Origin of the sequence: Rhodoferax sp., assembly GCF_028689295.1 — a bacterium.
Lineage (GTDB): Bacteria > Pseudomonadota > Gammaproteobacteria > Burkholderiales > Burkholderiaceae_C > Rhodoferax.
The window spans coordinates 44,565-69,254 of record NZ_JAQTWL010000001.1; the positions used below are offsets into that span (position 1 = coordinate 44,565).

Genomic DNA, 24,690 nt, shown 5'->3' on the forward strand with positions numbered 1-24,690 from the left:
GCTTGGGCAAACCTCAGAACACCTGCAAGCTGATCCAATAGGCCACTGCTGCGACAAACGCACTGGCTGGAATGGTCAATATCCAGGCCCAGATGATGTTGCCGGCCACGCCCCAGCGCACCGCGCTGGCGCGCCGTGTGGCACCCACTCCCACAATGGCGCCGGTGATGGTGTGGGTGGTCGAGACCGGTACACCCATGGCGGTGGCCAAAAACAAGGTGATGGCGCCGCCGGTTTCGGCACAAAAACCGCCGACGGGCTTGAGTTTTGTGATTTTTTGCCCCATGGTTTTCACAATGCGCCAGCCACCCAGCATGGTGCCCAGGCCAATGGCGCTGTAACAAATCAGGATGACCCAGGTTGGTGGGGTGCTGTCGGCCACGTTGGTGTAACCGGTGGCGATCAACAGCATCCAGATGATGCCAATGGTTTTTTGCGCATCGTTGCCGCCATGCCCCAGGCTGTAGGCGCCAGCCGACACCAATTGCCAGCGCCTGAACCATTTATCCACCTTGAGCGGTCTGAAACTGCGAAAACTCCAGGAGACCCCGATCATCATGGCGGATCCCAGTAAAAAACCCAGCAGGGGTGAGACAAAAATAAACACGACCGTTTTCAGAATGCCGGCAGAAATCAGCGAGTCAACGCCTGCCTTGGCGATGGCAGCTCCCACAATGCCGCCAATCAGGGCATGTGACGAACTGCTGGGGATGCCGTAGTACCAGGTGATGAAGTTCCAGGTGATGGCGCCGACCAGGGCGCCAAACACCACGTGGGTATCGACCACGCCGGGCAGCACGATGCCCTTGCCCACCGTGGCCGCCACGCTCAGGTGAAAGATAAAGATGGCGACGACGTTGAAAAATGCGGCAAAGACAACGGCTTGACCCGGTTTGAGCACGCCGGTGGAGACCACGGTGGCGATGGAATTGGCGGCATCGTGAAAGCCGTTCATGAAGTCAAAGACAACGGCCATCATGACCAGAACCACCACCACCCACAGCGCGGCTTGTACCGTTTCCATAGTCCAGAACCTCGCGCCAATCAGGAGTTCTCGAGGACCACACCCTCGATCAAATTTGCCACGTCCTCACAGCGGTCGGTGATGGTCTCCAGCAATTCGTAAATGGCCTTGAGCTTGATGAGTTCGCGCACATCGGGTTCCTCGCGGAACAATTTGCTCATGGCGGTGCGCATCACGCGGTCGGCATCGCTTTCAAGCTTGTCAATTTCGTCGCAGGTCTTCAGCGCTGCTTCGGCGGTGGAGGCCTCGGCAATTTTGCTCAACAACTGCACGGCATCGCGCACCCGCTCGCAGCACTTGACGCTCAAGTCGGTGAGCCGTGTGATCTCATCCGTCATGTGATGCACGTCGTAAAGGGCCATGGTCTCGGCTGAATCCTGGATCAGGTCGGCGACATCGTCCATGGTGTTGATCAAGCTGTGAATCTGCTCACGGTCGATCGGCGTGATGAAAGTTTTGTGAAGCGCCTTGTTGACCTCATGGGTGATGCGATCTGCTGCGCCTTCGGCCTGGTTGACCTCGTTGTGGAATTTTTGACGAAGCGGCAGGTCACCATAGTTGGCCACCAGATTCGAGAAAGCACGGGCCGCCGCAACGATGTGATCTGCGTGCTGGTTGAAAAGTTTGAAAAAATTGGTGTCGCGGGGGAGCAGTTTGCCAAAAAACACGGAGAACTCCTTGGGGATGTTTCAAAACCATGACGGTTTGAAGACTTGCCTGAGTTTAACTGTCGGCGCATGATCGCCAGAAACAAAAACGCCCCGTAGCGCAAGCCACGAGGCGTTTTTTAAATCTGAACGACATCATTCAGGATGCCGTCTGCTCAAGTCCCGTCAGGCTGTAGCAGTGTCTTTCACCAAAGCCGCGGCATCGGTGTAATCCTGCACCTTGTCAAAGTTCAGGTATTTGTAGATCTTGCTGCTGTCCGCCGTCAATACGCCCATGTCGGCCATGTACTCTGCTTTGGTCGGAATGCGACCCAGCTTGGAGCAGATGGCGGCCAGCTCGGCGCTGCCAAGATACACGTTGCTGTTCTTGCCCAGACGGTTCGGGAAGTTTCGTGTTGAGGTGGAGAACACCACCGCACCTTCTTTCACCTGCGCCTGGTTGCCCATGCACAGGCTGCATCCCGGCATTTCCATGCGCGCGCCAGCGCTGCCCAACACGCCGTAATGGCCTTCTTCGCTGAGTTGTTTGGCGTCCATCTTGGTGGGTGGGGCCATCCAAAGTTTGACCGGAATGTCGCGCTTGTTTTCCAGCAATTTGGAGGCGGCGCGGAAATGGCCGATGTTGGTCATGCAGGAACCGATAAACACTTCCTCGATCTTGGTACCGGCCACGTCAGACAGGGTTTTGACGTCGTCCGGGTCGTTCGGGCAGGCCACGATCGGCTCGTGAATGTCAGCCAGGTCGATCTCGATCACGCTGGCGTACTCGGCGTCATCATCACGTTTGAGGAGTTGTGGATTTGCCAGCCAGGCTTGCATGGCCTTGATGCGGCGGTTGATGGTGCGCACATCCTGGTAGCCGTTGGCAATCATCCACTTGAGCATGACGATGTTGCTGCTAAGGTACTCGATGATCGGCTCTTTGTTGAGGTGCACGGTGCAACCGGCGGCGCTGCGTTCGGCGGAAGCGTCTGAGAGTTCGAATGCTTGTTCGACCTTGAGGTCTGGCAAGCCTTCAATTTCAAGAATGCGGCCGGAGAACACGTTTTTCTTGCCCTGCTTGGCCACGGTAAGTTCGCCCGCCTTGATGGCGTAAAGCGGAATGGCGTTGACCAGGTCGCGCAGCGTGACGCCCGGCTGCAAGGTGCCTTTGAAGCGCACCAGTACGCTCTCGGGCATGTCCAGCGGCATGACCCCGGTGGCAGCGGCAAAGGCGACCAGGCCCGATCCCGCCGGGAAGCTGATGCCGATCGGGAAGCGGGTGTGGCTGTCGCCGCCGGTGCCCACGGTGTCAGGCAGGAGCATGCGGTTGAGCCAGCTGTGGATGATGCCGTCACCCGGGCGCAGCGGAATGCCGCCGCGGTTGCTCATGAACTCGGGCAACTCGTGGTGCATTTTGACGTCGATTAGTTTGGGGTAAGCAGCGGTGTGACAGAACGACTGCATCACCAAGTCGGCGCTAAAGCCCAGGCAAGCCAGGTCTTTCAGCTCGTCTCGCGTCATCGGACCGGTAGTGTCCTGTGAGCCAACGCTGGTCATTTTGGGTTCGCAATAAGTGCCAGGCAGCACGCCTTGGCCTTCAGGCAAACCGCAGGCACGACCGACAATTTTTTGCGCCAGGGTGAAGCCCTTGCCGGTGGCCTTTGGGTTTTGCGGCAGGCGGAACAGGGTGGACACCGGCAAGCCCAATGCCTCGCGAGCCTTGGCGGTCAGGCCACGGCCGATGATCAGCGGGATACGGCCGCCAGCGCGCACTTCGTCCAACAGCACGTCGCTCTTGAGCTTGAATTCGGCAATGACTATGCCATCTTTCAGGGCTTTGCCGTCATACGGACGCAACTCGATGGTGTCGCCCATGCCCATTTGGCTGACGTCGAGCTCGATCGGCAGGGCGCCGGCATCTTCCATGGTGTTGTAGAAAATCGGCGCAATCTTTGCGCCAAGGCAGACACCGCCAAAGCGCTTGTTGGGCACAAAGGGAATGTCTTCTCCGGTGAACCAGAGCACGCTGTTGGTGGCCGACTTGCGACTCGACCCGGTGCCGACCACGTCGCCCACATAGGCGACCAGGTTGCCACGGGCGCGCAGGTCTTCGATGAACTTGACCGGTCCGCGCTTGCCGTCTTCTTCAGGCGTGACGCCGTCGCGCTTGTTCTTGAGCATGGCCAGGGCGTGCAGCGGAATATCCGGGCGGCTCCAGGCATCAGGTGCCGGGCTCAGGTCGTCAGTATTGGTCTCACCCGTGACCTTGAGCACGGTCAGCGTGATGCTTTGCGGCACTTCCGGGCGGCTGGTAAACCACTCGGCATCGGCCCAGCTTTGCAGCACCGCTTTGGCGTGTGCGTTGCCTTTATCGGCTTTTTCCTTGACATCATGGAACTGGTCGAACATCAACAGGGTTTTTTTCAGGGCAGTGGCGGCCACCTGGGCCACGGCCGCGTCGTCGAGCAGGTCGATCAGCGGGGTCAGGTTGTACCCTCCGAGCATGGTTCCGAGCAATTCAGTCGCTTTTTCACGGCTGATCAGCGCGCATTTTTCGGTGCCGTGCGCCACGGCAGCCAGGTAGCTGGCCTTGACCTTGGCGGCATCGTCAACACCCGCTGGCACGCGGTGGGTGATCAATTCGACCAAAAAATTTTCTTCGCCCTTGGGCGGACTTTTCAACAGCTCAATCAGCGCAGCGGTTTGCTGCGCGGTGAGTGGCAGGGCGGGAATGCCGAGTGCGGCGCGTTCGGCGACGTGGACACGGTAAGTTTGCAACATGGGGAACTCCTTTAAATCAAAAAATGCGCTGGGCGGTGATAGGGGTGGCGTCAGTCGGTCAAGAAGAAATGACGGGCAAGGGTCTAAGGATGTTATTTGCCATCATCAGGCAGAGAAAAAAACCTGGGCAGGATCATGGTTTTGCAAACTGGCGGTTTGATGGGCGCGCACCAGCACTTGCCAGAAATAACGGTAACTGGCGCGGTCATGCAAATGGCCATCGACTGAAATCGGCGCCCAGTCTGCGGCATGCGCGGCACAGACGATGCGGCTGGCCTGATCCACCTCATGGGCCACCGGTGCAAAGGCTGCCAGAATCGGTCGAATCTGATCCGGGTGGATGCTCCACATCCGTCCAAAACCAAGGGCACGACTGGCGTAACTGGCAGCCTTTTCCAGTCTGGCAGCGTTCTTGAACTCGGTCACCACGCAGTGTGAAGCCACTTTGCCGAAGGCGTGACAAGCCGCTGAAAGAGCCAGCTTGGCGCGCACCACCAGCGGATGGCTGAATTGATCAAGATCCTCGGGCCGACTGAGTTCGGACGTGCCCATGGCGCTGGCCGGAATGGCACCGCCATGGGCTGAGACAAAGTCCATCAAACCAAAGCTGAGTGATTCAATGCGGGGGTGCGCGGCGATGGCCGCCACATGGTGCACTGCCAGCGGCGACTCGATCAGAACGTGAATCGGCAATTGGGTGGTGCGACCGCTGGAATTGGCCGCCTGATCAATGTGGATCAGGGCAAGTTCGAGGTCGGCTACACAATCAACCTTGGGGATCATCACATGGCACAAGGACTTTGCGGCGCGCCCCACAATGATCTCGACATCTTGCTCAAATGCCGGGTGATCGACAGCATGCACCCGCGCCGCAATTCGGGACAGACCATGATGAGGCGAATGCCGGCTCGCAGACCATGCGTTTTCAGCAAGCCCTGCGACCATCTCGGCATGGTCTCTTTCTGCGCCAATTGGCGCCCCGTCCTCGCAATCGAGCGTGACATCAAAAACACAGGTGCCGAACTCTTGCGCCAGTTCGGCCTGCAAGGCCAAACTTTTGACCATGCGCGACTGCACGCCGCAGTAGTGGTCGCACACCGGCAAGGGTGTAGCGGCTGCCGGGCCGAGCAGTACGTCGCGCGGGTGGGTCACGAGCCTGACTTTGGACTGGGGATTACAGCAGGTGGGCGACGCCGGCCTGCTCGTCCTGCAGTTCCTTGAGCGTCTTGTTGATGCACTCCTGGCTGAATGCGTCAATGGTCAAACCTTCGACCAGCTTGTACTCGCCACCTTCGCAGGTGACCGCGAAACCAAATAGGGTGTCCTTTGGAATGCCATATTGGCCATCCGATGGAATTCCCATGGTGACCCACTTTCCACTTGTTCCCAAGACCCAGTCGTGCATGTGGTCGATGGCGGCATTAGCAGCCGAAGCAGCCGAAGACACGCCGCGGGCTGCAATGATGGCTGCGCCGCGTTTGCCCACGGTCGGCAGGAAGGTGTTGGCGTTCCAGTCGGCGTCGTTGATCATGTCCTTGACGCTCTCGCCGTTGATGGTTGCGAATCGGTAGTCGGCGTACATGCTTGGAGAGTGGTTGCCCCAGACCGCCATTTTTTCAATAGCAGCCACCGCCTTGCCGGTCTTGGAGGCCAATTGGCTCAAGGCGCGGTTGTGGTCCAGGCGCATCATGGATGTGAAGTTTTTGCGGGGCAGATCGGGCGCGCTCTTCATGGCAATGTAGGCATTGGTATTGGCCGGGTTGCCCACCACCAGCACGCGCACATCGCGGCTGGCCACGGCATTGAGAGCCTTGCCCTGCGCGGTGAAAATTTCGGCATTGACAGCCAGCAGTTCGGCGCGTTCCATACCGGGGCCACGGGGGCGAGAACCGATCAGCAGGGCGTAGTCCACGTCCTTGAAAGCGGTCATCGGGTCGCTGTGGGCTTCCATGCCGACGAGCAAGGGAAAGGCGCAGTCTTGCAGCTCCATCATCACGCCTTGCAGGGCCTGTTGGGCTTTTTCAACCGGCACTTCAAGCAGGCTCAGCACGATGGGCTGATCTTTGCCCAGCATTTCGCCGGAGGCAATACGAAACAGAATGGCGTAACCAATTTGACCTGCTGCGCCGGTAACGGCAACGCGGACGGGCTTTTTGCTCATGGTGAAATCTCCAGAAGGGTTAAGAAAAAATTCAGTGAGTGCAGGGTGAACAGCTCGCAGTCACCTGTTTAGAGCGCCAAGTGTACTCTCGAAAACCCTAAATTTTCAATTTGTCTTATGTCTTATATAAGATATGATTCGGAAAAAACGACAACACCATCCATCGAGACAAAACCACCATGCAAACCTTTCCTGAACCTGTCACCGAGCCCGCCATGATGTCACCCGAGGTCGCCATTTCGCAGGCGTCCATGGCAACGCCGGCCTTCAGTCCCTTGTATCGGCAGATCAAGGGATTGATCCTCAACAGCTTGCGCGCCGGCGAATGGAAGCCCGGCGAACTGATTCCCAGTGAAATGGATCTGGCGGCGCGCTTTCATGTGAGCCAGGGAACGGTGCGCAAGGCCGTTGACGAATTGGCTGCCGAAAACCTGCTCCTGCGCCGGCAAGGCAAAGGCACTTTTGTTGCAACCCATGCCGAACAGCAGGTGCAGTTCCGTTTTCTCAAACTGGTGCCTGACAGCGGCACCCGGGGCAGTGAAGGTCCGGCGCAGCGCGACATCATCGAATGCAAGCGCAGCCGAGCCAGCGCCGACGTGGCGCGGGCGCTGGCTTTGCGCAATGGCGACAACGTTCTGCAGGTGCGCCGGGTACTGAGCTTTGGCGGTGCCCCGATCATTCTGGAGGATATCTGGTTGCCTGCAGCACCTTTCAAGGGCCTGTCAGCGGAACAACTGGCCAACTACCAGGGCCCCATGTACGCCCTGTTCGAGACCGAGTTCAATATGCGCATGGTGCGCGCCGAAGAAAAGATACGGGCCATTGCGGCAACAGCGCAGCATGAGCAACTGTTGAAGGTGGCGCCAGGAACCCCGCTGTTGAGTGTCGAGCGCGTTGCCTACACCTACCGCGATGAACCCATGGAACTGCGCCGTGGCTACTACCGGACCGACACGCATCACTACCACAACACGCTTGGTTAAATGGCTTCTTTCCTGGATGTCAGCTTGAAGTCCGTTTGACGTGTCATCCTTCCATATTAAAAGAAAATGTTTGACTGACATCAAACAACCGAGGGGTCTGGTGCTTGCTGCATTGCAATAGAATTTACGAGTTCTTATTTCACACGCGGTTATCCAGTCGTTAACTAACCAAGAAAGCATCGTATGTCTGAAACAACGGCTAGCACAGCAAAAAAAAATCCCGAGTTCTACAACATTGATGGCGCGTCGCTCATCAGCTACCGATGGCCACTGGCGTCGATCGCTTCCGGCATGCACCGGGTCAGTGGAGCCATTCTGTTTTTCCTGATGCCGTTCATCATCTGGATGTTTGACAACTCCATTTCCTCCGAGATTTCATTTTTGAAATTCAAGGCCGCCTTCAACGAGGGCATGCTGGGTTTGCCTGGTTTCATCTGGAAATTGGTGGCTTTGGGCATCATCTGGGCCAGCCTGCACCATTTCATCGCGGGTCTGCGCCACTTATGGATGGATACGCACCACGAGCAGGTCACCAAGGATTTCGGTCGCCAGACAGCGGTTACGGTGATGGTGCTGACCCTCACACTGACGCTTGTGCTGGGTGCCAAACTTTTCGGTCTTTACTAATCATTCTGGAGTCATTCATGTCTGTCAATTTCGGATCCCACCGCCTGGTCGTTGGCGCTCACTACGGCATGCGCGACTGGCTGTCGCAGCGTGTCACCGCCGTCATCATGGCTTTGTTCACTGTGCTGGTGCTGGCGCAACTGGTTTTCAGCAAGGGCCCGATTGGCTACGAACTTTGGGCTGGCATTTTTTCTCCGCAATGGATGAAGTCGCTGACCTTCATGGTCATTCTTTCCATGCTCTACCACGTGTGGGTTGGCATGCGCAACATTTTTCAGGATTACGTCAAACCTTACGGCGTGCGTTTTGTCATGCACGTGTTTGCCATCGCCTGGCTGGTCGCCTGCACCGGCGGTGCCATCGAAGCCCTGTGGCGTCTGTAAGCCTGCGGCAAAACGACAGGTCTTTGTGCGCCCGGCTTACGTCAGTGCGTGCAGTATTTCATAACCAAGACAAAACTTATCATGACTGCAACTTCCAAAATTTCTACGCGTAAATTTGACGTCGTCATCGTCGGGGCCGGCGGCTCCGGCATGAGCGCGTCGCTGCAACTGGCCAATGCCGGCCTGAACGTGGCGGTGCTCTCCAAGGTGTTCCCAACGCGTTCGCACACAGTGGCAGCACAAGGCGGCATTGCCGCATCGCTGTCCAACATGAACGAAGACAACTGGGACTTCCACTTTTACGACACCATCAAGGGCGGCGACTGGCTAGGCGACCAAGATGCGATCGAGTTCATGTGCCGCGAGGCACCCAAGGTGGTTTACGACCTTGAGCACTACGGGATGCCCTTTGACCGCAACCCGGACGGCACGATTTACCAGCGCCCGTTCGGCGGCCACACCAGCAACCATGGTGAAAAGGCCGTGCAACGCGCTTGCGCTGCGGCTGACCGCACCGGGCATGCCATGCTGCACACGCTGTACCAGCAAAACGTCAAGGCACGCACCAACTTCTTTGTTGAATGGATGGCCCTCGACCTGATTCGCGACGCCGACGGCGACGTGGTCGGCGTGACCGCGCTGGAAATGGAAACCGGTGAATTGCACATCCTGCAGGCCAAGAACGTGCTGCTTGCCACGGGCGGTGCCGGGCGCATTTTTGCCGCATCGACCAACGCGTACATCAATACCGGCGACGGCCTGGGCATGGCGGCGCGCGCCGGCATCCCGCTGCAGGACATGGAGTTCTGGCAATTTCACCCCACCGGCGTCTACGGCGCCGGTGTGCTGTTGACTGAAGGCTGTCGCGGTGAAGGCGCCATCTTGCGCAACAGCAACGGCGAGCGCTTCATGGAGCGTTATGCGCCGGCCTACAAAGACCTGGCAACGCGGGACTTTGTCTCGCGCTGCATGGACCAGGAAATCAAGGAAGGTCGCGGCTGCGGACCTAAAAAGGACTACATCAACCTCGACATGACGCACTTAGGGGCCGACACCATTGCCTTGCGGCTGCCGAGCGTGCAGGAAATCGGCCACAACTTCGCCAATGTGGACATCACCAAAGAGCCCATTCCCGTGGTGCCCACCAACCACTACCAGATGGGCGGCATCCCCAGCAGCATTTCCGGTCAGGTGGTTGCGCCAAAAAATGGCCAGCAAGAAATCGTCAATGGTCTGTATGCGGTGGGTGAATGCTCATGCGTCAGCGTTCACGGCGCCAACCGTCTTGGCTGCAATTCCTTGCTTGACATCATCGTGTTCGGTTTTGCGGCGGGCAATCACATCATCGAGCAATCCAAGAAGACCGCCAGCCACAAGCCGCTGCCGGAAGATGCCGCAGCCCGGTCCCTGGATCGCTTGAATCAACTTGACAAGAGTACTTCGGGTGAGTACTCGCAAGTGGTGGCTGGCGACATCCGCGCCGCGATGCAGTTGCACGCTGGTGTGTTCCGCACGCAGGCCAGCATGGACGAAGGTGTCAGGAAGATTGCAGCGCTGCGTGAACGCGTGGCGGGCATGGGTCTGAAAGACAAGTCAAAGGTGTTCAACAGCGACCGCATCGAAGCGCTCGAAGTGGACAACATGATCGAAGTCGCGCAGTCCACCATGGTCTCAGCGGCCGCCCGCAAGGAATGCCGCGGTGCCCACAGCGTGCTCGACTACGACCGCCCGGCCGACGACCCCACATGCCCGCTGGGCCGTGACGACGTCAATTGGCTCAAGCACACGCTCTGGGACAAGGCCACCAACAGCCTGAGCTACAAGCCGGTGGTGCTCAAGCCTTTGACCGCCGAGTCGATCGCCCCCAAAGTCCGCACATTCTGATCCGGAACAGTCAAGGAGAATTCATATGGCCAAACGTACCTTCCAAATCTACCGCTACAACCCAGACACTGACAGCAAACCCTATATGCAGACGCTGGAGTTGGAGCTCGACGGCAGCGAACGCATGTTGCTCGATGTGCTCGTCAAGCTCAAGGCACTTGATCCGACCCTGTCGTACCGGCGCTCCTGCCGCGAAGGCATTTGCGGCTCGGATGCCATGAACATCAACGGCAAGAACGGTCTGGCCTGCCTGATCAACATGCGCACCTTGCCCGACACCATTGTCTTGAAGCCGCTGCCGGGTCTGCCGGTGATCCGTGACCTGATCGTTGACATGACGCTGTTCTTCAAGCAATACCATTCGATCAAACCCTACCTCATCAACGAGACCAGGCCTCCTGAAAAAGAGCGCCTGCAAAGCCCCGAAGAGCGCGACGAGCTCAATGGCCTGTACGAGTGCATTCTGTGTGCCAGCTGCTCGACCAGTTGCCCGGTGTTCTGGTGGAACCCAGACAAATTTGTCGGCCCCGCCGGGCTGCTACAGGCCTACCGCTTCATTGCCGACAGTCGCGATGAGGCCACCAGCGAGCGCCTGGATAACCTCGAAGACCCGTACCGACTGTTTCGCTGCACCACCATCATGAATTGCGTCGATGTCTGCCCCAAAGGCTTGAACCCGACCAAGGCGATTGGCAAGATCAAGGAACTCATGGTGCGTCGCGCCATCTGATATGCAAACACCGGGCATGGCTGCAGGCGATGAACTGATCGACGAACGGGTTTTAAGCAAGCTCAGGTGGCGGTGTCGCCGGGGCTTGCTCGAAAACGATATTTTCATCGAACGTTTTTTCAACAGGTTTGCCACCACGCTCACTGTCAAGCAGGTGCAAGGTCTGAACGCTCTAATGGACTTGAGCGATGCAGACCTGCTCGATTTGCACCTTGGGCGCAAAACATTGGCTCAAGTCGATGCCAACCTGGTGCAGGACGAAGTTTGCGAAGTTTTGGAAATGTTGAAACAACCACTTGAAAGGTCACTATGAAGCTAGCTGAAAATAAAGCCACCCTGTCGTTTAGCAATGGCAGCCCGAGCGTCGATTTGCCGGTTTACCAGGGCACGGTTGGCCCGGATGTGATCGACATCCGCAAGCTCTATGGCCAAACCGGCATGTTCACCTACGACCCCGGCTTTCTGTCCACCGCCTCGTGCCAGTCCGCCATCACCTACATCGATGGCGACAAGGGTGAATTGCTGTACCGCGGTTATCCCATCGAGCAGTTGGCCAGGCAGTGCGACTACCTCGACACCTGCTATTTGTTGCTCAAAGGTGAATTGCCCGATCTGCAACAGCGCCAGGACTTTCACAAGCTCATCATCAGCCACACCATGGTCAATGAGCAGATGCAGTTTTTCCTGCGTGGCTTCCGCCGTGATGCACACCCCATGGCCGTGCTGACCGGTCTGGTCGGCGGCCTGTCGGCTTTCTACCATGACAGCACCGACATCACCAACCCTGAACACCGCGAGATTGCGGCCATTCGCCTGATCGCCAAAATGCCCACGCTGGTGTCCATGGCCTACAAGTACGGCATAGGCCAGCCCTACATGTACCCGCAAAACGACCTCAGCTACGCGGGCAACTTCCTGCGCATGATGTTCGGTACGCCGTGTGAAGAGTTTGTGGTCAACCCGGTGCTGGAACGCGCCCTGGACCGCATCTTCATCTTGCATGCAGACCACGAGCAAAACGCCTCCACCTCGACCGTGCGCCTGTGCGGCTCGTCGGGCACCAACCCGTTTGCGGCCATCGCTGCCGGTGTTGCCTGTCTGTGGGGCCCGGCACACGGCGGTGCCAATGAAGCCTGCCTGAACATGCTCGAAGACATTCAGCGCCAGGGCGGCATTGCCAAGGTGGGCCATTTCATGGAGCAGGTCAAGGACAAGAATTCCGGTGTCAAACTGATGGGCTTCGGCCATCGGGTTTACAAAAACTACGATCCGCGCGCCACCCTGATGCAGGAAACCTGCAATGAAGTGCTGCAAGAGCTCGGTCTGGAAAATGACCCCTTGTTCAAGCTGGCCAAACAAGTCGAAAAGATCGCCCTCGAAGACGATTATTTCGTCTCGCGCAAGCTCTATCCCAATGTTGACTTCTACTCGGGTATCGTCCAGCGCGCCATCGGCATTCCGGTCAACCTGTTCACCGGCGTCTTTACCCTGGCGCGTACAGTCGGCTGGATTGCCCAACTCAACGAAATGATCAGCGACCCCGAGTACAAAATCGGCCGTCCGCGTCAGTTGTTCACTGGCTCCGTCACGCGTAACGTGTTGCCTGTGGCTGAACGCTAAAAATACCTAGCGCTTCAAAAGCCCGCCGGCTGGCAACACCGGCGGGCTTTTTTTGTAGTTCTGAGTTGGCCTGCCAGCCGTTTAAAATCCGCGACTCACCTAGGAACCACCATGGGACGCACCCTTTACGACAAACTCTGGGACGAGCACGTCGTCCATACCGAAGAGGACGGCACCGCGCTGCTCTATATTGACCGCCATCTGGTGCACGAAGTCACCAGCCCTCAGGCGTTCGAAGGCCTGCGCCAAACCAAGCGGCCGGTTTGGCGCGTCAGCTCGATTGTGGCCACGGCCGACCACAACACGCCCACCACCGGCTGGGAACTGGGCTATGACGGCATCACCGACCCGACCAGCAAGGAGCAGGTGATGACGCTCGACGCCAATATCAAGGAATATGGCGCAGCCGCCTACTTTCCCTTCATGTCGCAGCGCCAGGGCATCGTGCATGTGATCGGCCCCGAGAATGGCGCCACGCTGCCTGGCATGACCGTGGTATGCGGTGACTCGCACACGTCCACCCACGGCGCTTTTGGCGCCCTGGCGCACGGCATCGGCACCAGCGAGGTCGAACACGTCATGGCCACGCAAACCTTGCTGGCCAAAAAAGCCAAAAATATGCTCGTCCGGGTCGAGGGCGCCATACCGCGCGGCTGTGGCGGCAAGGACATCGTGCTGGCTGTCATCGGCAAGATCGGCACTGCTGGCGGCACCGGCTTCACCATTGAATTTGGCGGCGCCGCCATCCGCGCCCTGAGCATGGAAGGCCGCATGACGGTGTGCAACATGGCCATCGAGGCGGGTGCCCGTGCTGGCCTGGTGGCGGTGGACGACAAAACCATTCAGTACGTCAAAGGCCGTCCCCTGGCCCCCGGCTACAACTCGCCCAGCGCGGCCGCTGCGGCGGTGGAGTGGGACCAGGCGGTGGCCTACTGGAAAACCCTGCATTCCGATGCCGATGCCCACTTTGACGCCATCATCGACATAGACGCCTCGCAGCTGGTGCCGCAAGTGACTTGGGGCACCTCGCCCGAGATGGTGCTCGGCGTCAATGATCGGGTGCCTGATCCTGATCGTGAAAAAGATGCCAACAAGCGCGGCGCCATGGAGCGCGCGCTGGCCTATATGGCGCTGGCGCCCGGCAAGGCGCTCAACGACCTGTATGTGGACAAGGTGTTTATCGGTTCATGCACCAACGGCCGCATCGAAGACATGCGCGAGGCGGCCGCCGTGGTGAAAATATTGGGCCGCAAAGTGGCCCCGAACATCCGCTTGGCAATGGTTGTGCCAGGTTCCGGCTTGGTCAAGGCGCAGGCCGAGCGCGAAGGCTTGCACGAGATATTTCTTGCGGCAGGCTTTGAATGGCGCGAACCTGGTTGCTCGATGTGTCTGGCCATGAACGCCGACCGTCTTGAGCCAGGTGAGCGCTGTGCCTCCACCAGTAACCGCAATTTCGAAGGCCGCCAGGGCGCCGGCGGCCGCACCCATTTGGTCAGCCCCGCCATGGCAGCGGCAGCCGCCATCCATGGTCATTTTGTCGATGTGCGCAAGTTTGTCTAACCCAACCCGTAGAACTTCACCATGAAATCATTGAGCACCATGTTGATGACAGCCGCTTTGCTGGTCATGGTCGGTTGCAACACCGTCAAGGGCGTTGGCCAGGACCTGCAAAAAGCAGGCTCAACGATCGAAGACGCAGCCAAGAGCAAATAAAGGCACACCATGCAAAAATTCACCTTGCACAAGGGCCTGGTGGCCCCGATGGACCGGGAAAATGTGGACACCGACGCCATCATTCCGAAGCAGTTCCTCAAGTCGATCCGCAAAACCGGCTTTGGCCAGAATCTGTTCGACGCTTGGCGTTATCTGGATGCGGGCTACCCCGGCCAGGACCACGACAGCCGCAAATCCAACCCCGACTTTGTGCTGAACCAGCCGCGCTATCAGGGGGCTTCCATCCTGCTGGCGCGCAAGAACTTTGGCTGCGGTTCCTCGCGCGAGCATGCACCCTGGGCGCTGGACCAGTTTGGTTTTCGCGCCATCATCGCCCCCAGCTATGCGGACATTTTTTTCAACAACAGCTTTAAGAATGGCCTGTTGCCAATCGTACTGCCAGAATCTCAGGTGACTCAATTGTTCAATGAAGTCATGGCGTTTCCCGGCTACACGCTGACCATCGACCTCGAGCGCCAGGTAGTCATCAAGTCCGATGGCGCCGAGTTGCCTTTCGAGGTGCAGGCCTTTCGCAAATATTGCCTGCTCAATGGCCTGGACGACATTGGCCTGACGTTGCGCCATGCTGACAAAATCAAGGCCTTCGAGGCCGAACGCCTGACCCAGAAACCCTGGCTCGCGCACACCATGCTGGCCTGAGCCATTTCTTCTGGATCGCAAATAATGACTATGAAAATTGCAGTTTTGCCCGGTGACGGGATTGGTACCGAGATCGTCGCCGAGGCGGTCAAGGTTTTGCACGCGCTGGATCTGAATCTTGAAATGGAAAGTGCCTTGGTCGGCGGTGCCGCCTTTGAAGCGCATGGCCATCCCTTGCCAGAGTTCACCCTGTCACTGGCCAAGCAAGCCGACGCCGTGCTGTTTGGCGCGGTGGGCGACTGGAAATACGACACGCTCGACCGCCCGCTGCGCCCTGAACAAGCCATTTTGGGACTGCGCAAGCACCTCGGGCTGTTTGCCAACTTTCGCCCGGCCATCTGCTACGAGCAACTGGTGGCATCGTCCAGCCTCAAACCGGAACTGATCGCGGGCCTCGACATTTTGATCATCCGTGAATTGACCGGCGACATCTACTTTGGCCAGCCGCGCGGCCGTCGCGTCGCCGTCGATGGACATTTTCCGGGCAGCGAGGAAGCCTTTGACACCATGCGCTACAGCCGCCCTGAGATCGAGCGCATTGCCCACGTGGCATTCCAGGCGGCGCGCAAGCGCAAGGCGGCCGGTTCCGAGGGTCGCGTGACCAGTGTTGACAAAGCCAATGTGCTGGAAACCTTCCAGTTCTGGAAAGACATCGTGACAGAGGTCGGTTTGCAGTACCCTGACGTGGCGCTCGACCACATGTACGTGGACAACGCCGCCATGCAACTGGTGCGCGCACCCAAGAAGTTCGACGTGGTGGTCACCGGCAACCTGTTTGGCGACATCCTGAGCGACGAGGCGTCGATGCTCACCGGCTCGATCGGCATGTTGCCCTCGGCCTCCATGAATGCCAACAACCAGGGCCTGTTCGAGCCCAGCCATGGCAGCGCGCCCGACATTGCCGGCAAGGGCATCGCCAACCCGCTGGCCACCATTTTGAGCGCGGCCATGATGTTGCGTTTCAGCCTGAACCAGGCGCAGGCGGCAGACCGCATTGAGACGGCAGTCAAGGCCGTGCTGGCGCAGGGCTTGCGCACTGCCGACATCTTCAGCGCTGGCAGCATGCGTGTCAGCACCCGTGAAATGGGCGATGCGGTGGTCAGGGCATTGCAATCGACGTGAAGCCGGGCACATGATTTCCTGTTTGTCCTGAATACTTGTAAAAATTTAATTGATCTGAAAAGGGTTTGTGATGAAAGTAGGTAACTTGGTGGGTTTGGTGGGCTGGCGTGGCATGGTGGGCTCGGTACTGATGGACCGAATGCAGACCGAGGGTGATTTCGCACTGATCGAGCCAGTGTTTTTTTCCACCTCCAACGCGGGTGGTGCGGCGCCGTCATGGGCCAAAAACGAAACCATGCTGAAAGACGCTTTTGACATCGACGCGCTCAAGAAATGCGACATCGTCATCAGCGCCCAGGGCGGCGACTACACCACGGCAGTCTTTCCCAAGCTGCGTACCGCAGGCTGGAACGGTCACTGGATCGATGCCGCCTCGACCCTGCGCATGAAAGACGACGCCATCATCGTCCTCGACCCGGTCAACCTGCCAGTCATCCAGACCGCGCTGAAAAAAGGCGGCAACAACTGGATTGGAGGCAACTGCACCGTGAGCTGCATGCTGATGGGCGTGGGCGCGCTTTATAAAGCGGGTCTGGTGGAATGGATGAGCACCCAGACTTACCAGGCTGCCAGCGGCGGCGGCGCCCAGCACATGCGCGAATTGCTGACGCAATTTGGTACTCTGAACGCCGAAGTCAAGGCGCTGCTGGACGATCCCAAGTCGGCCATTCTGGAAATCGACCGCAAGGTGATTGCCAAACAGCGCGCCCTGAGCGCCTCTGAGACCGCCAACTTCGGCGTGCCGCTGGGTGGCTCGCTGATTCCGTGGATCGACAAGGACCTGGGGCTTGGCAAGCAGTCCGACGAGCCCGGTTGGGGCATGTCGCGCGAAGAGTGGAAAGGCATGGCCGAGACCAACAAGATTCTGGGCCAGGGCGCCGCTTTTGGCAGTGCCGAGACCCCGGTGGACGGCTTTTGCGTGCGCGTTGGCGCCATGCGCTGCCACAGCCAGGCGCTCACCTTCAAGCTCAAAAAGAACGTGCCTTCGGCGGACATAGAAGCCATGATCGCCGCCGACAACGCCTGGGTCAAGGTGGTGCCCAACACGCGCGAGGCCACCATCCAGGATTTGACCCCGGTTGCTGTGACGGGTACGCTCACCATCCCTGTGGGCCGGATCCGCAAGCTGGCCATGGGGCCCGAGTATGTGGGCGCGTTCACAGTGGGTGACCAACTGCTGTGGGGCGCTGCCGAGCCGCTGCGTCGCATGTTGCGTATCTTGTTGCAAACCTGATACGCCGGGAGCCGCAAGGCCAGCGTTTGTTTCATTCAAGGCATGATTTGGGCAATGGATCGTCCGGTTTCACCATATAGAATCATCAGCTGTCAGCAGCCTTGCCGTCTGATGCCACGATGGCGGATCAGTACGAATTGATTGATGGCATGGGTGCAAGGGTGCGTTCCTGTTTTTTGCAGGTTGAAAACTGGAGTCAGAAAATTGATTGCAAAGTCTTATCGACGTGAACTCACCGCTGTGGCATTTGCTGCGCTCCTGGCTTTAGGAGGCACCAATGCACAGGCGCTTTCGCTGGGGCGGATTACCGTTCAATCTGCCCTGGGCGAGCCCTTGCGCGCAGAAATCGACATCCCGGAAATCAATGCCGATGAGGCCGCCACGCTGAATGCCAAGATCGGTTCGCCGGCGGCTTTCAAATCGTCGGGCATGGAGTACAGCTCGGTGCTGCCGAGTGTCCGGATAACATTACAAAAGCGTTCTGATGGACGCGCCTACCTGCGCTTGAGCGGCGAACGTTTGGTTCAGGAGCCCTTTGTCGATCTGATTCTGGAGGCCAGTTGGAGCGCGGGCCGCGTGGTGCGCGACTACACCATGCTGTTTGATCCGCCCGGTCTGCGCGCGCCGGCACAACCGGTCACGGTTCCCTTGACGGAGTCCAAGGCGGCTCCAATGCCACGTTCGGCACCGCGTTCCGAACCACTGTCCGCGCCGCCAGCGGCCCAGCCTGCCGCCCGCCAACGTGCCGCGGACGCTGGCGCCAAAGCAGCTCCGGCGACTGCTCGCGGCAACGGACAGAAGGTGACAGTTCGACCTGGTGAAACGGCTAGCAAAATTGCCATGGCGCACAAGTTGTCCAATGTTTCATTGGACCAAATGCTGGTGGCAATGCAGCAGACCAATGCCACGGCTTTTATTGAGGGCAACGTCAACCGCATCAAGGCCGGGGCGATTCTGGCTTTGCCGACGGCGGAGCAGGCCCGGCTGATCACGCCAGTGCAGGCCAGCCAGATCATCACGGCGCAAAGCCAGGATTTCAATCGTTTCCGCCAAACGCTCGCCGGCAATTCGGCGCTTGTCAAGCAGGTGCCAGCCGAGCGCGGTATCAGCGGCACCATCCAGGCGACGGTAGAAGACAAGAAGTCTGCAGTGCCAACACCCGACAAGCTGACCCTGTCCAAGGGCGCTGTTCAAAGCGCTTCCGATTTGGAAAAATTGGCCCTGGCGCGCAATGCCGAGGCCAGTGCCAGCCAGGCAGCCCAGAACATCAAAAACACCGAAGACCTCAACCAATTGGCCAAAACGGCTGCATTGATGGCGGCCTCTGGCGCCGCCTCCGCCAGCGAGGCTGAATCAACTGCGCCCAATGTCCCTGCATCGGCCCCGCAGGTCGCTGTTGCTGCGCCTGCAGCCCAAAAGCCGGCTTCTGCGGATGTGGCAGCACCCCCGGTGACCGTTCCGACACCCACATTCGGTTTTCTTGATGAACTGATTGCCGCCCCTTTGTTGCCCGCGGGTGCCGCTGCGTTGATTTTGCTGTTGGTCGGTCTGGGGTTTTATAAAGTCCGTCAGCGCAAGGAAAAAGAGCTTGCTGACAACTCCTCCTTTATGGCAAGCGGTTTGCAGGCAGAGTCATTCTTTGGCCAAAGTGGTGGGCAGGATGTTGACACTGAAGAGAGCCAGGCCCCCGGTTCTGCATTTCCGTCTCCAGCCAGTCAGTTCGGTGAGGAGGAAAATGTTGACCCGTTGGCACAGGCCGATGTTTATCTGGCTTACGGCAGGGACGTCCAGGCCGAGGAGGTTTTGAAAGGGGCACTGCTGGCCCAGCCTGGGCACCTTGCAATTCATCAAAAATTGCTAGCGATTTATGCCAAGCGTCAGGATGCCAAAGCTTACGCGGCGTTGGCGGCCCTGGCCTATCCATTGACCCAGGGCGCTGGCCCGCAATGGTCCCAGATTTGCCGGACGGGCCTGGAACTGGAGCCGGGCAATGCTTTGTACCTTGCAGAAGCTCAGTCGGCTTCTCCGCCGGGCGTACCCCCGCAGGCGACCTTATCGACCGTTGCTTCGACCGTGCCGGCGAATGTGGGGCCGGGTGATGCCGCACGGCCTGCCGGTGACAGTGTGGTCGATTTGGACCTGGATCTGGATTTTTCCATCGATGACTCAGCTTCCGCTGCTGCCAAGGTGCCCTCGGGCATGATGGCGTTTGACTTGGACTCTTTCTCGCTGGATCTGGGTGACGGCAGCTCGGACGGCAATGAAGTACCGTCAGGCGCGAGTGCCAATCCTCTGGAATCGAAACTGGCGCTGGCCGAAGAGTTCAAGGCAAGTGGTGATGATGACGGTGCGCGTGACCTGATCAAGCAGGTCATCGCCGAGGCTGATGGCGCCATCAAAGCCAAGGCACAACAGGCGTTGAGTCGAATCTAATGGCGTGCGCGGATGGGAAGTGATCCGCAAGCACTTGTCCGTGTTGCATTAGGCATCAGTTACCACGGCGGCCATTACCAGGGTTGGCAAAGCCAGTCCTCGCGGCAGACAGTGCAGGACCAACTGGAGAAGGCCTTGGGACGCTTTGCCAACCACCGGGTCTCCACCCTGTGTGCCGGGCGCACCGACGCCGGTGTCCACGGCCTGATGCAGGTGGTGCACTTTGACACGCCGCTGGCTCGCCCTGAACCCTCCTGGGTGCGTGGCCCCAACGCCTTGCTGCCGCGCGACATCGCGGTGCAATGGGCCAAGGTGGTGCCAAAGCGATTCCATTGCCGGGCCAGCGCCGTGTCGCGCCGGTATGTCTATGTGGTGTTGCAGTCGTCGGTGCGCCCCAGCCTGGATCAGGGCCGGGTGGGTTGGGTTTATCGCCCTTTGCGGCTTGAGCCCATGCAGCAGGCCGCGCAGCAACTCGTCGGTGAGCATGACTTCACCTCGTTTCGGGCCAGCGCCTGCCAGGCCTTGTCGCCGGTCAAGAACATGCTGCGCATCGCCATTTCCCAACGCGGTGCCTACTGGCGCTTTGAATTTGAAGCAAATGCGTTTTTGCACCACATGATTCGCAACCTCATGGGCTGTCTGATCGCCATTGGCGACCAGCGCCACCCGCCTGAGTGGATCAACACCGTGTTGGCCGCGCGCGACCGCGATGCGGCTGCGCCCACATTTTCACCCGATGGCTTGTATTTTTTGGGTCCGCGCTACGAGCCACATTGGGGCTTGCCGGAAGATTCTCCCTTGCTGGATGGATTGCCATGACAACACAGAATGGAAAGGTTGAGCCAAGCTGGGTTCGGACCCGCATCAAGATCTGCGGCCTCACGCGCGAGGCCGATGTCGATGCGGCGGTAGCAGCGGGTGCCGATGCGATCGGTTTTGTGCTTTACGCCAAAAGCCCGCGCCATGTCGCAGTGCAACGCGCTGCAGAACTGGCGCGACGCTTGCCGCCGTTTGTCGCGCCGGTGCTGCTGTTTGTCAATGAAGAGGCGCAAAAAATCAGCGCAGCCTGTGCCCAGGTGCCCGGCGCTGTGCTGCAGTTTCATGGGGATGAATCGCCGCAAGCCTGCTGGGCGGCCAGCGAACAAGGCCAGCGCCCGTATCTGCGCGCGGCGCGTATTCCTCTGGGAGAAGCCGGCCGCGCCTTTGATCTCGTAAAATTCGCGCAAGATTATTCACAGGCCCAGGGCCTCCTGCTCGACGCGCAAGTGGACGGGTATGGCGGCGGCGGGCACGCCTTCAATTGGTCACTGCTACCTCCAAACGTCAACGCTCACCTCGTCTTGAGTGGTGGGCTCAGCGCTGCCAACGTGATCGACGGCATCCTGCAACTGCGACCGCGATGCACTACGCTGGCGGTTGACATCAGTTCCGGGGTCGAGGTGCCGGGGCAAAAAGGCATCAAGGACCCCGAGAAAATTCGTCAGTTTGTCGCAGCCGTCCGGCAGGCAGACCACCACATCAACAATTTGAGATAAGCATGTTTGACTACCAGCAACCCGACCTGCGCGGTCACTTCGGCATCTATGGCGGCAGCTTTGCCTCCGAGACGCTGACCCACGCCATCAACGAACTCAAGGCCGCTTACACCAAGTACCAGTTCGACCCTGAATTTGTGGCCGAATTTGAGTACGAATTGGCGCATTTTGTTGGCCGCCCGTCGCCCGTTTACCATGCTGCGCGCATGAGCCGGGAGCAGGGTGGGGCGCAAATCTTTTTGAAGCGCGAAGACCTGAACCACACCGGCGCCCACAAGATCAACAACACCATTGGTCAGGCCATGCTGGCCAAACGCATGGGCAAGCCGCGCATCATTGCCGAAACCGGCGCCGGCCAGCACGGTGTGGCCACTGCCACCATCTGCGCCCGTTACGGCATGGAATGCATGGTTTACATGGGCAGCGAAGACGTCAAGCGTCAGAGCCCCAATGTCTATCGCATGAAACTGCTCGGCGCCACTGTGGTGCCGGTCACCAGCGGCAGTTGCACCCTCAAGGATGCGCTCAACGAAGCCATGCGCGACTGGGTTGCCAATGTTGACAACACTTTTTACATTATCGGCACCGTCGCCGGCCCGCATCCCTACCCGATGATGGTGCGCGATTTCCAGAGCGTCATCGGCAAGGAGTGCCTGGTGCAGATGCCCGAGATGCTGCAAGCGGCGGGCTGCAAAACCGAGCAGCCCGACGTGGTGATGGCCTGTGTCGGTGGCGGCAGCAATGCCATGGGCATTTTTCACCCTTACATTGCGTATGAAGCCACGCAACTGATTGGTGTGGAAGCAGCGGGTGAGGGCATGGACAGTGGCAAACACTCGGCCTCGATCCAGCGCGGCAGCCCCGGTGTATTGCACGGCAACCGCACCTATGTGCTGCAGGACGACAACGGCCAGGTGACGGAAACCCACAGCATCAGCGCCGGGCTGGACTACCCCGGGGTCGGCCCCGAGCACGCCTTTTTGCACGACATTGGCCGCGCGCAATACGTCGGAATTACTGACACCGAGGCGCTGTCGGCTTTTCACTACCTGTGCCGCACCGAAGGCATTATCCCGGCGCTCGAATCCAGCCACGCCGTGGCCTACGCCATGAAACTTGCCAAAACCATGCGCATTGACCAGTCGATCCTGATCAACCTGTCAGGCCGGGGTGACAAGGACATTGGCACCGTGGCCGACCTCAGTCACGCCGATTTTTACTGCCGCCCGAGTTGCCAGGGCCAGTCGGTCAAGGGTGGCCTGGCCGCTGATGAAGCCATTGTGAAGGTTGTCAAATGAGCCGCATCGCCGCCACGTTTACCCAATTAAAAGCTCAGGGCCGCAAGGCGCTGATTCCGTTTGTTACTGCCGGGTTTCCGTTTGCTGACATCACGCCTGAGCTGATGCACGCTTTTGTAGCAGGAGGCGCCGACGTGATCGAGCTCGGTGTGCCATTCTCCGACCCCAGCGCCGACGGCCCGGTGATCCAGAAAGCCGGTGACAAGGCCCTGGCTGCCGGTGTCGGCATGGTGCAGGTGCTGGCCATGGTGCGCGAGTTTCGCCAACGCAACGCCGCCACGCCGGTGGTGCTGATGGGCTACGCCAACCCGGTGGAACGCTACAACCAGAAGCACCCGCATACGAATGCCGCCGTTGCGGGCAGCAGTGCCTTTGTGCAGGATGCAGCAGCGGCCGGGGTCGATGGCGTGCTCATCGTTGACTACCCGCCCGAAGAATGCGAAGACTTTGCCGCCGAGCTCAAGGCGCACCAGATGGACCTGATCTTTTTGCTGGCCCCCACGTCCACCGACGAGCGGATGCAACAGGTCGCGCGCATTGCCAGCGGCTATGTCTATTATGTGTCGCTCAAGGGCGTCACCGGATCCGGCGCGCTGGACACCGACGCGGTCGAGGCCATGCTGCCGCGCATTCGCCAACACGTCAGCGTGCCCGTGGGGGTGGGTTTTGGCATCCGTGATGCTGCGACCGCGCACGCCATCAGTCGGGTGGCCGACGCGGTGGTGATTGGCAGCCGCATCATTCAGCTCATTGACGCGCAGCCGCGCGACCAGGTCGCCGCCACGGCCGAAAAGTTCTTGCGCGAAATCCGCACCGCGATCGATTCATAATCCTTTTATCGGTCATGCCGGACCTGATCCGGCATCCATGCCACCGCCGACAAACGACGGCTTACGGAGAATTCACATGAGTTGGCTCGAAAAACTGCTTCCCCCGAAAATCCAGCACACCGACCCCAAAGATCGACGGGCCGTGCCTGAAGGTCTGTGGATCAAATGCCCCAGTTGCGACACGGTGCTTTACAAGACCGATCTGGAGCAAAACCAGAACGTCTGCCCGAGCTGCAGTCACCACCACCGTATCGGGGCTCGGGCGCGGCTGAATGTTTTTCTCGACAACGAAGGCCGTTATGAAATCGGCCAGGAAGTGTTGCCGGTGGACGCCCTCAAGTTCAAGGACAGCCGCAAATACCCCGAGCGCCTGAAAGAGGCGCTGGAAAACACCGGCGAAACCGACGCCTTGGTGGTGATGGGCGGCTCGGTGCTGGGCATCGGCCTGGTCGCAGCCTGTTTTGAATTTGAATTCATGGGCGGCAGCATGGGTAGCGTGGTGGGCGAGCGCTTTGTGCGCGGTGTGCACACCGCCATCGAGCAAAAAGTGCCGTTTGTCTGCTTTACCGCCACCGGCGGCGCGCGCATGCAGGAGGGTCTGCTCTCGCTGATGCAAATGGCCAAAACCAATGCCGCCTTGACGCATCTGGCCAAGAAGGGCCTGCCCTTCATCAGCGTGCTGACCGACCCCACCATGGGCGGCGTCAGCGCCGGCTTTGCTTTTTTGGGCGATGTGGTCATCGCCGAGCCCAAGGCCCTGATCGGGTTTGCCGGGCCACGCGTCATTGAATCGACGGTGCGCGTGACGCTGCCAGAGGGCTTTCAGCGCGCTGAATTCCTGCAGACCAAGGGTGCGGTGGATTTGATTTGCGACCGCCGGGAATTGCGCAAGACCATCGCCAACACGCTGGCCATGCTGACGCGTCAGAGTGCCGATGCGGTGGTTTGAGACACTGCTGGTCCGCCAACAGGAATCATAAACCAGGCTGTAGGCCGCATGAATCCTAGCTTTTCGTCGTGAG

The 24,690-nt window shown here is 59.1% G+C and carries 23 protein-coding genes; 18 read left to right on the plus strand and 5 right to left on the minus strand.

Going from position 1 to position 24,690, the window contains the following annotated elements; all coding sequences use genetic code 11:
* Positions 1–13 precede the first annotated feature (13 nt).
* From PHF15_RS00270 to PHF15_RS00290, 5 genes are all read right to left on the minus strand, one after another.
* A complete protein-coding gene (locus tag PHF15_RS00270) occupies positions 14–1,024 on the minus strand; it encodes an inorganic phosphate transporter (protein ID WP_300117755.1) in 1,011 nt (336 codons plus the stop codon).
* A 20-nt stretch (positions 1,025–1,044) separates the two neighbouring features.
* Positions 1,045–1,692: a DUF47 domain-containing protein gene (locus PHF15_RS00275; RefSeq protein WP_300117757.1), complete on the minus strand. Its 648-nt coding sequence runs from the start codon at positions 1,690–1,692 to the stop codon at positions 1,045–1,047.
* 165 nt (positions 1,693–1,857) lie between these two features.
* Positions 1,858–4,455 (minus strand): bifunctional aconitate hydratase 2/2-methylisocitrate dehydratase, encoded by a 2,598-nt coding sequence (acnB, locus tag PHF15_RS00280; protein ID WP_300117759.1) that lies wholly within the window; start codon positions 4,453–4,455, stop codon positions 1,858–1,860.
* Positions 4,456–4,560: 105 nt separating this feature from the next.
* Entirely contained in the window at positions 4,561–5,607 is a 1,047-nt protein-coding gene (locus PHF15_RS00285) for an aldolase/citrate lyase family protein (protein ID WP_300117761.1), read from the minus strand.
* Positions 5,608–5,629: 22 nt separating this feature from the next.
* Positions 5,630–6,616 carry a malate dehydrogenase gene (locus PHF15_RS00290; protein WP_300117763.1) on the minus strand — a complete coding sequence of 329 codons (987 nt, stop codon included), beginning with the start codon at positions 6,614–6,616 and terminating at the stop codon, positions 5,630–5,632.
* A gap of 215 nt (positions 6,617–6,831) precedes the next feature.
* Between PHF15_RS00290 and PHF15_RS00295 the strand changes: the two genes are divergently transcribed.
* The 18 genes from PHF15_RS00295 (at position 6,832) to accD (ending at position 24,617) form a co-directional block, all read left to right on the plus strand.
* Positions 6,832–7,599 carry a GntR family transcriptional regulator gene (locus tag PHF15_RS00295; RefSeq protein ID WP_300118593.1) on the plus strand — a complete coding sequence of 256 codons (768 nt, stop codon included), beginning with the start codon at positions 6,832–6,834 and terminating at the stop codon, positions 7,597–7,599.
* A 183-nt stretch (positions 7,600–7,782) separates the two neighbouring features.
* Positions 7,783–8,226 carry a succinate dehydrogenase, cytochrome b556 subunit gene (gene sdhC, locus PHF15_RS00300; RefSeq protein ID WP_300117765.1) on the plus strand — a complete coding sequence of 148 codons (444 nt, stop codon included), beginning with the start codon at positions 7,783–7,785 and terminating at the stop codon, positions 8,224–8,226.
* 17 nt (positions 8,227–8,243) lie between these two features.
* Positions 8,244–8,609 carry a succinate dehydrogenase, hydrophobic membrane anchor protein gene (sdhD, locus tag PHF15_RS00305; RefSeq protein WP_300117767.1) on the plus strand — a complete coding sequence of 122 codons (366 nt, stop codon included), beginning with the start codon at positions 8,244–8,246 and terminating at the stop codon, positions 8,607–8,609.
* 81 nt (positions 8,610–8,690) lie between these two features.
* Positions 8,691–10,493 (plus strand): succinate dehydrogenase flavoprotein subunit, encoded by a 1,803-nt coding sequence (gene sdhA / locus PHF15_RS00310; protein ID WP_300117769.1) that lies wholly within the window; start codon positions 8,691–8,693, stop codon positions 10,491–10,493.
* 25 nt (positions 10,494–10,518) lie between these two features.
* The gene (locus tag PHF15_RS00315; RefSeq protein WP_296540933.1) at positions 10,519–11,223 is read left to right on the plus strand and encodes a succinate dehydrogenase iron-sulfur subunit; all 705 of its coding nucleotides are present in this window, start codon (positions 10,519–10,521) and stop codon (positions 11,221–11,223) included.
* Positions 11,224–11,239: 16 nt separating this feature from the next.
* The gene (locus PHF15_RS00320) at positions 11,240–11,536 is read left to right on the plus strand and encodes a succinate dehydrogenase assembly factor 2 (RefSeq protein ID WP_300117772.1); all 297 of its coding nucleotides are present in this window, start codon (positions 11,240–11,242) and stop codon (positions 11,534–11,536) included.
* Entirely contained in the window at positions 11,533–12,843 is a 1,311-nt protein-coding gene (locus tag PHF15_RS00325; RefSeq protein ID WP_300117774.1) for a citrate synthase, read from the plus strand. Before PHF15_RS00320 ends, PHF15_RS00325 begins: the two co-directional genes overlap by 4 nt.
* A 111-nt stretch (positions 12,844–12,954) precedes the next feature.
* Positions 12,955–14,403, plus strand: a complete 1,449-nt coding sequence (gene leuC, locus PHF15_RS00330; RefSeq protein WP_300117776.1) for a 3-isopropylmalate dehydratase large subunit — start codon at positions 12,955–12,957, stop codon at positions 14,401–14,403.
* A gap of 21 nt (positions 14,404–14,424) precedes the next feature.
* On the plus strand, positions 14,425–14,556 hold the full coding sequence (locus tag PHF15_RS00335) for an entericidin A/B family lipoprotein (protein ID WP_300117778.1): 132 nt from the start codon (positions 14,425–14,427) through the stop codon (positions 14,554–14,556).
* Positions 14,557–14,565: 9 nt separating this feature from the next.
* Positions 14,566–15,216 (plus strand): 3-isopropylmalate dehydratase small subunit, encoded by a 651-nt coding sequence (gene leuD / locus PHF15_RS00340; RefSeq protein ID WP_300117780.1) that lies wholly within the window; start codon positions 14,566–14,568, stop codon positions 15,214–15,216.
* Between the two features lie 30 nt (positions 15,217–15,246).
* The gene (leuB, locus tag PHF15_RS00345; protein WP_300118596.1) at positions 15,247–16,338 is read left to right on the plus strand and encodes a 3-isopropylmalate dehydrogenase; all 1,092 of its coding nucleotides are present in this window, start codon (positions 15,247–15,249) and stop codon (positions 16,336–16,338) included.
* A 70-nt stretch (positions 16,339–16,408) separates the two neighbouring features.
* The gene (gene asd, locus PHF15_RS00350; RefSeq protein ID WP_300117781.1) at positions 16,409–17,572 is read left to right on the plus strand and encodes an aspartate-semialdehyde dehydrogenase; all 1,164 of its coding nucleotides are present in this window, start codon (positions 16,409–16,411) and stop codon (positions 17,570–17,572) included.
* A 204-nt stretch (positions 17,573–17,776) separates the two neighbouring features.
* Entirely contained in the window at positions 17,777–20,005 is a 2,229-nt protein-coding gene (locus PHF15_RS00355; protein WP_300117783.1) for a FimV/HubP family polar landmark protein, read from the plus strand.
* A gap of 12 nt (positions 20,006–20,017) precedes the next feature.
* Entirely contained in the window at positions 20,018–20,824 is an 807-nt protein-coding gene (truA, locus tag PHF15_RS00360) for a tRNA pseudouridine(38-40) synthase TruA (RefSeq protein WP_300117785.1), read from the plus strand.
* Positions 20,821–21,540 carry a phosphoribosylanthranilate isomerase gene (locus tag PHF15_RS00365; protein WP_300117787.1) on the plus strand — a complete coding sequence of 240 codons (720 nt, stop codon included), beginning with the start codon at positions 20,821–20,823 and terminating at the stop codon, positions 21,538–21,540. The genes truA and PHF15_RS00365 overlap by 4 nt, the downstream gene beginning before the upstream one ends.
* 2 nt (positions 21,541–21,542) lie before the next feature.
* Positions 21,543–22,838, plus strand: a complete 1,296-nt coding sequence (gene trpB / locus PHF15_RS00370; protein ID WP_300117789.1) for a tryptophan synthase subunit beta — start codon at positions 21,543–21,545, stop codon at positions 22,836–22,838.
* Positions 22,835–23,668, plus strand: a complete 834-nt coding sequence (trpA, locus tag PHF15_RS00375) for a tryptophan synthase subunit alpha (RefSeq protein WP_300117791.1) — start codon at positions 22,835–22,837, stop codon at positions 23,666–23,668. Before trpB ends, trpA begins: the two co-directional genes overlap by 4 nt.
* A 76-nt stretch (positions 23,669–23,744) precedes the next feature.
* Positions 23,745–24,617 carry an acetyl-CoA carboxylase, carboxyltransferase subunit beta gene (accD, locus tag PHF15_RS00380; RefSeq protein WP_300117793.1) on the plus strand — a complete coding sequence of 291 codons (873 nt, stop codon included), beginning with the start codon at positions 23,745–23,747 and terminating at the stop codon, positions 24,615–24,617.
* Positions 24,618–24,690 lie beyond the last annotated feature (73 nt).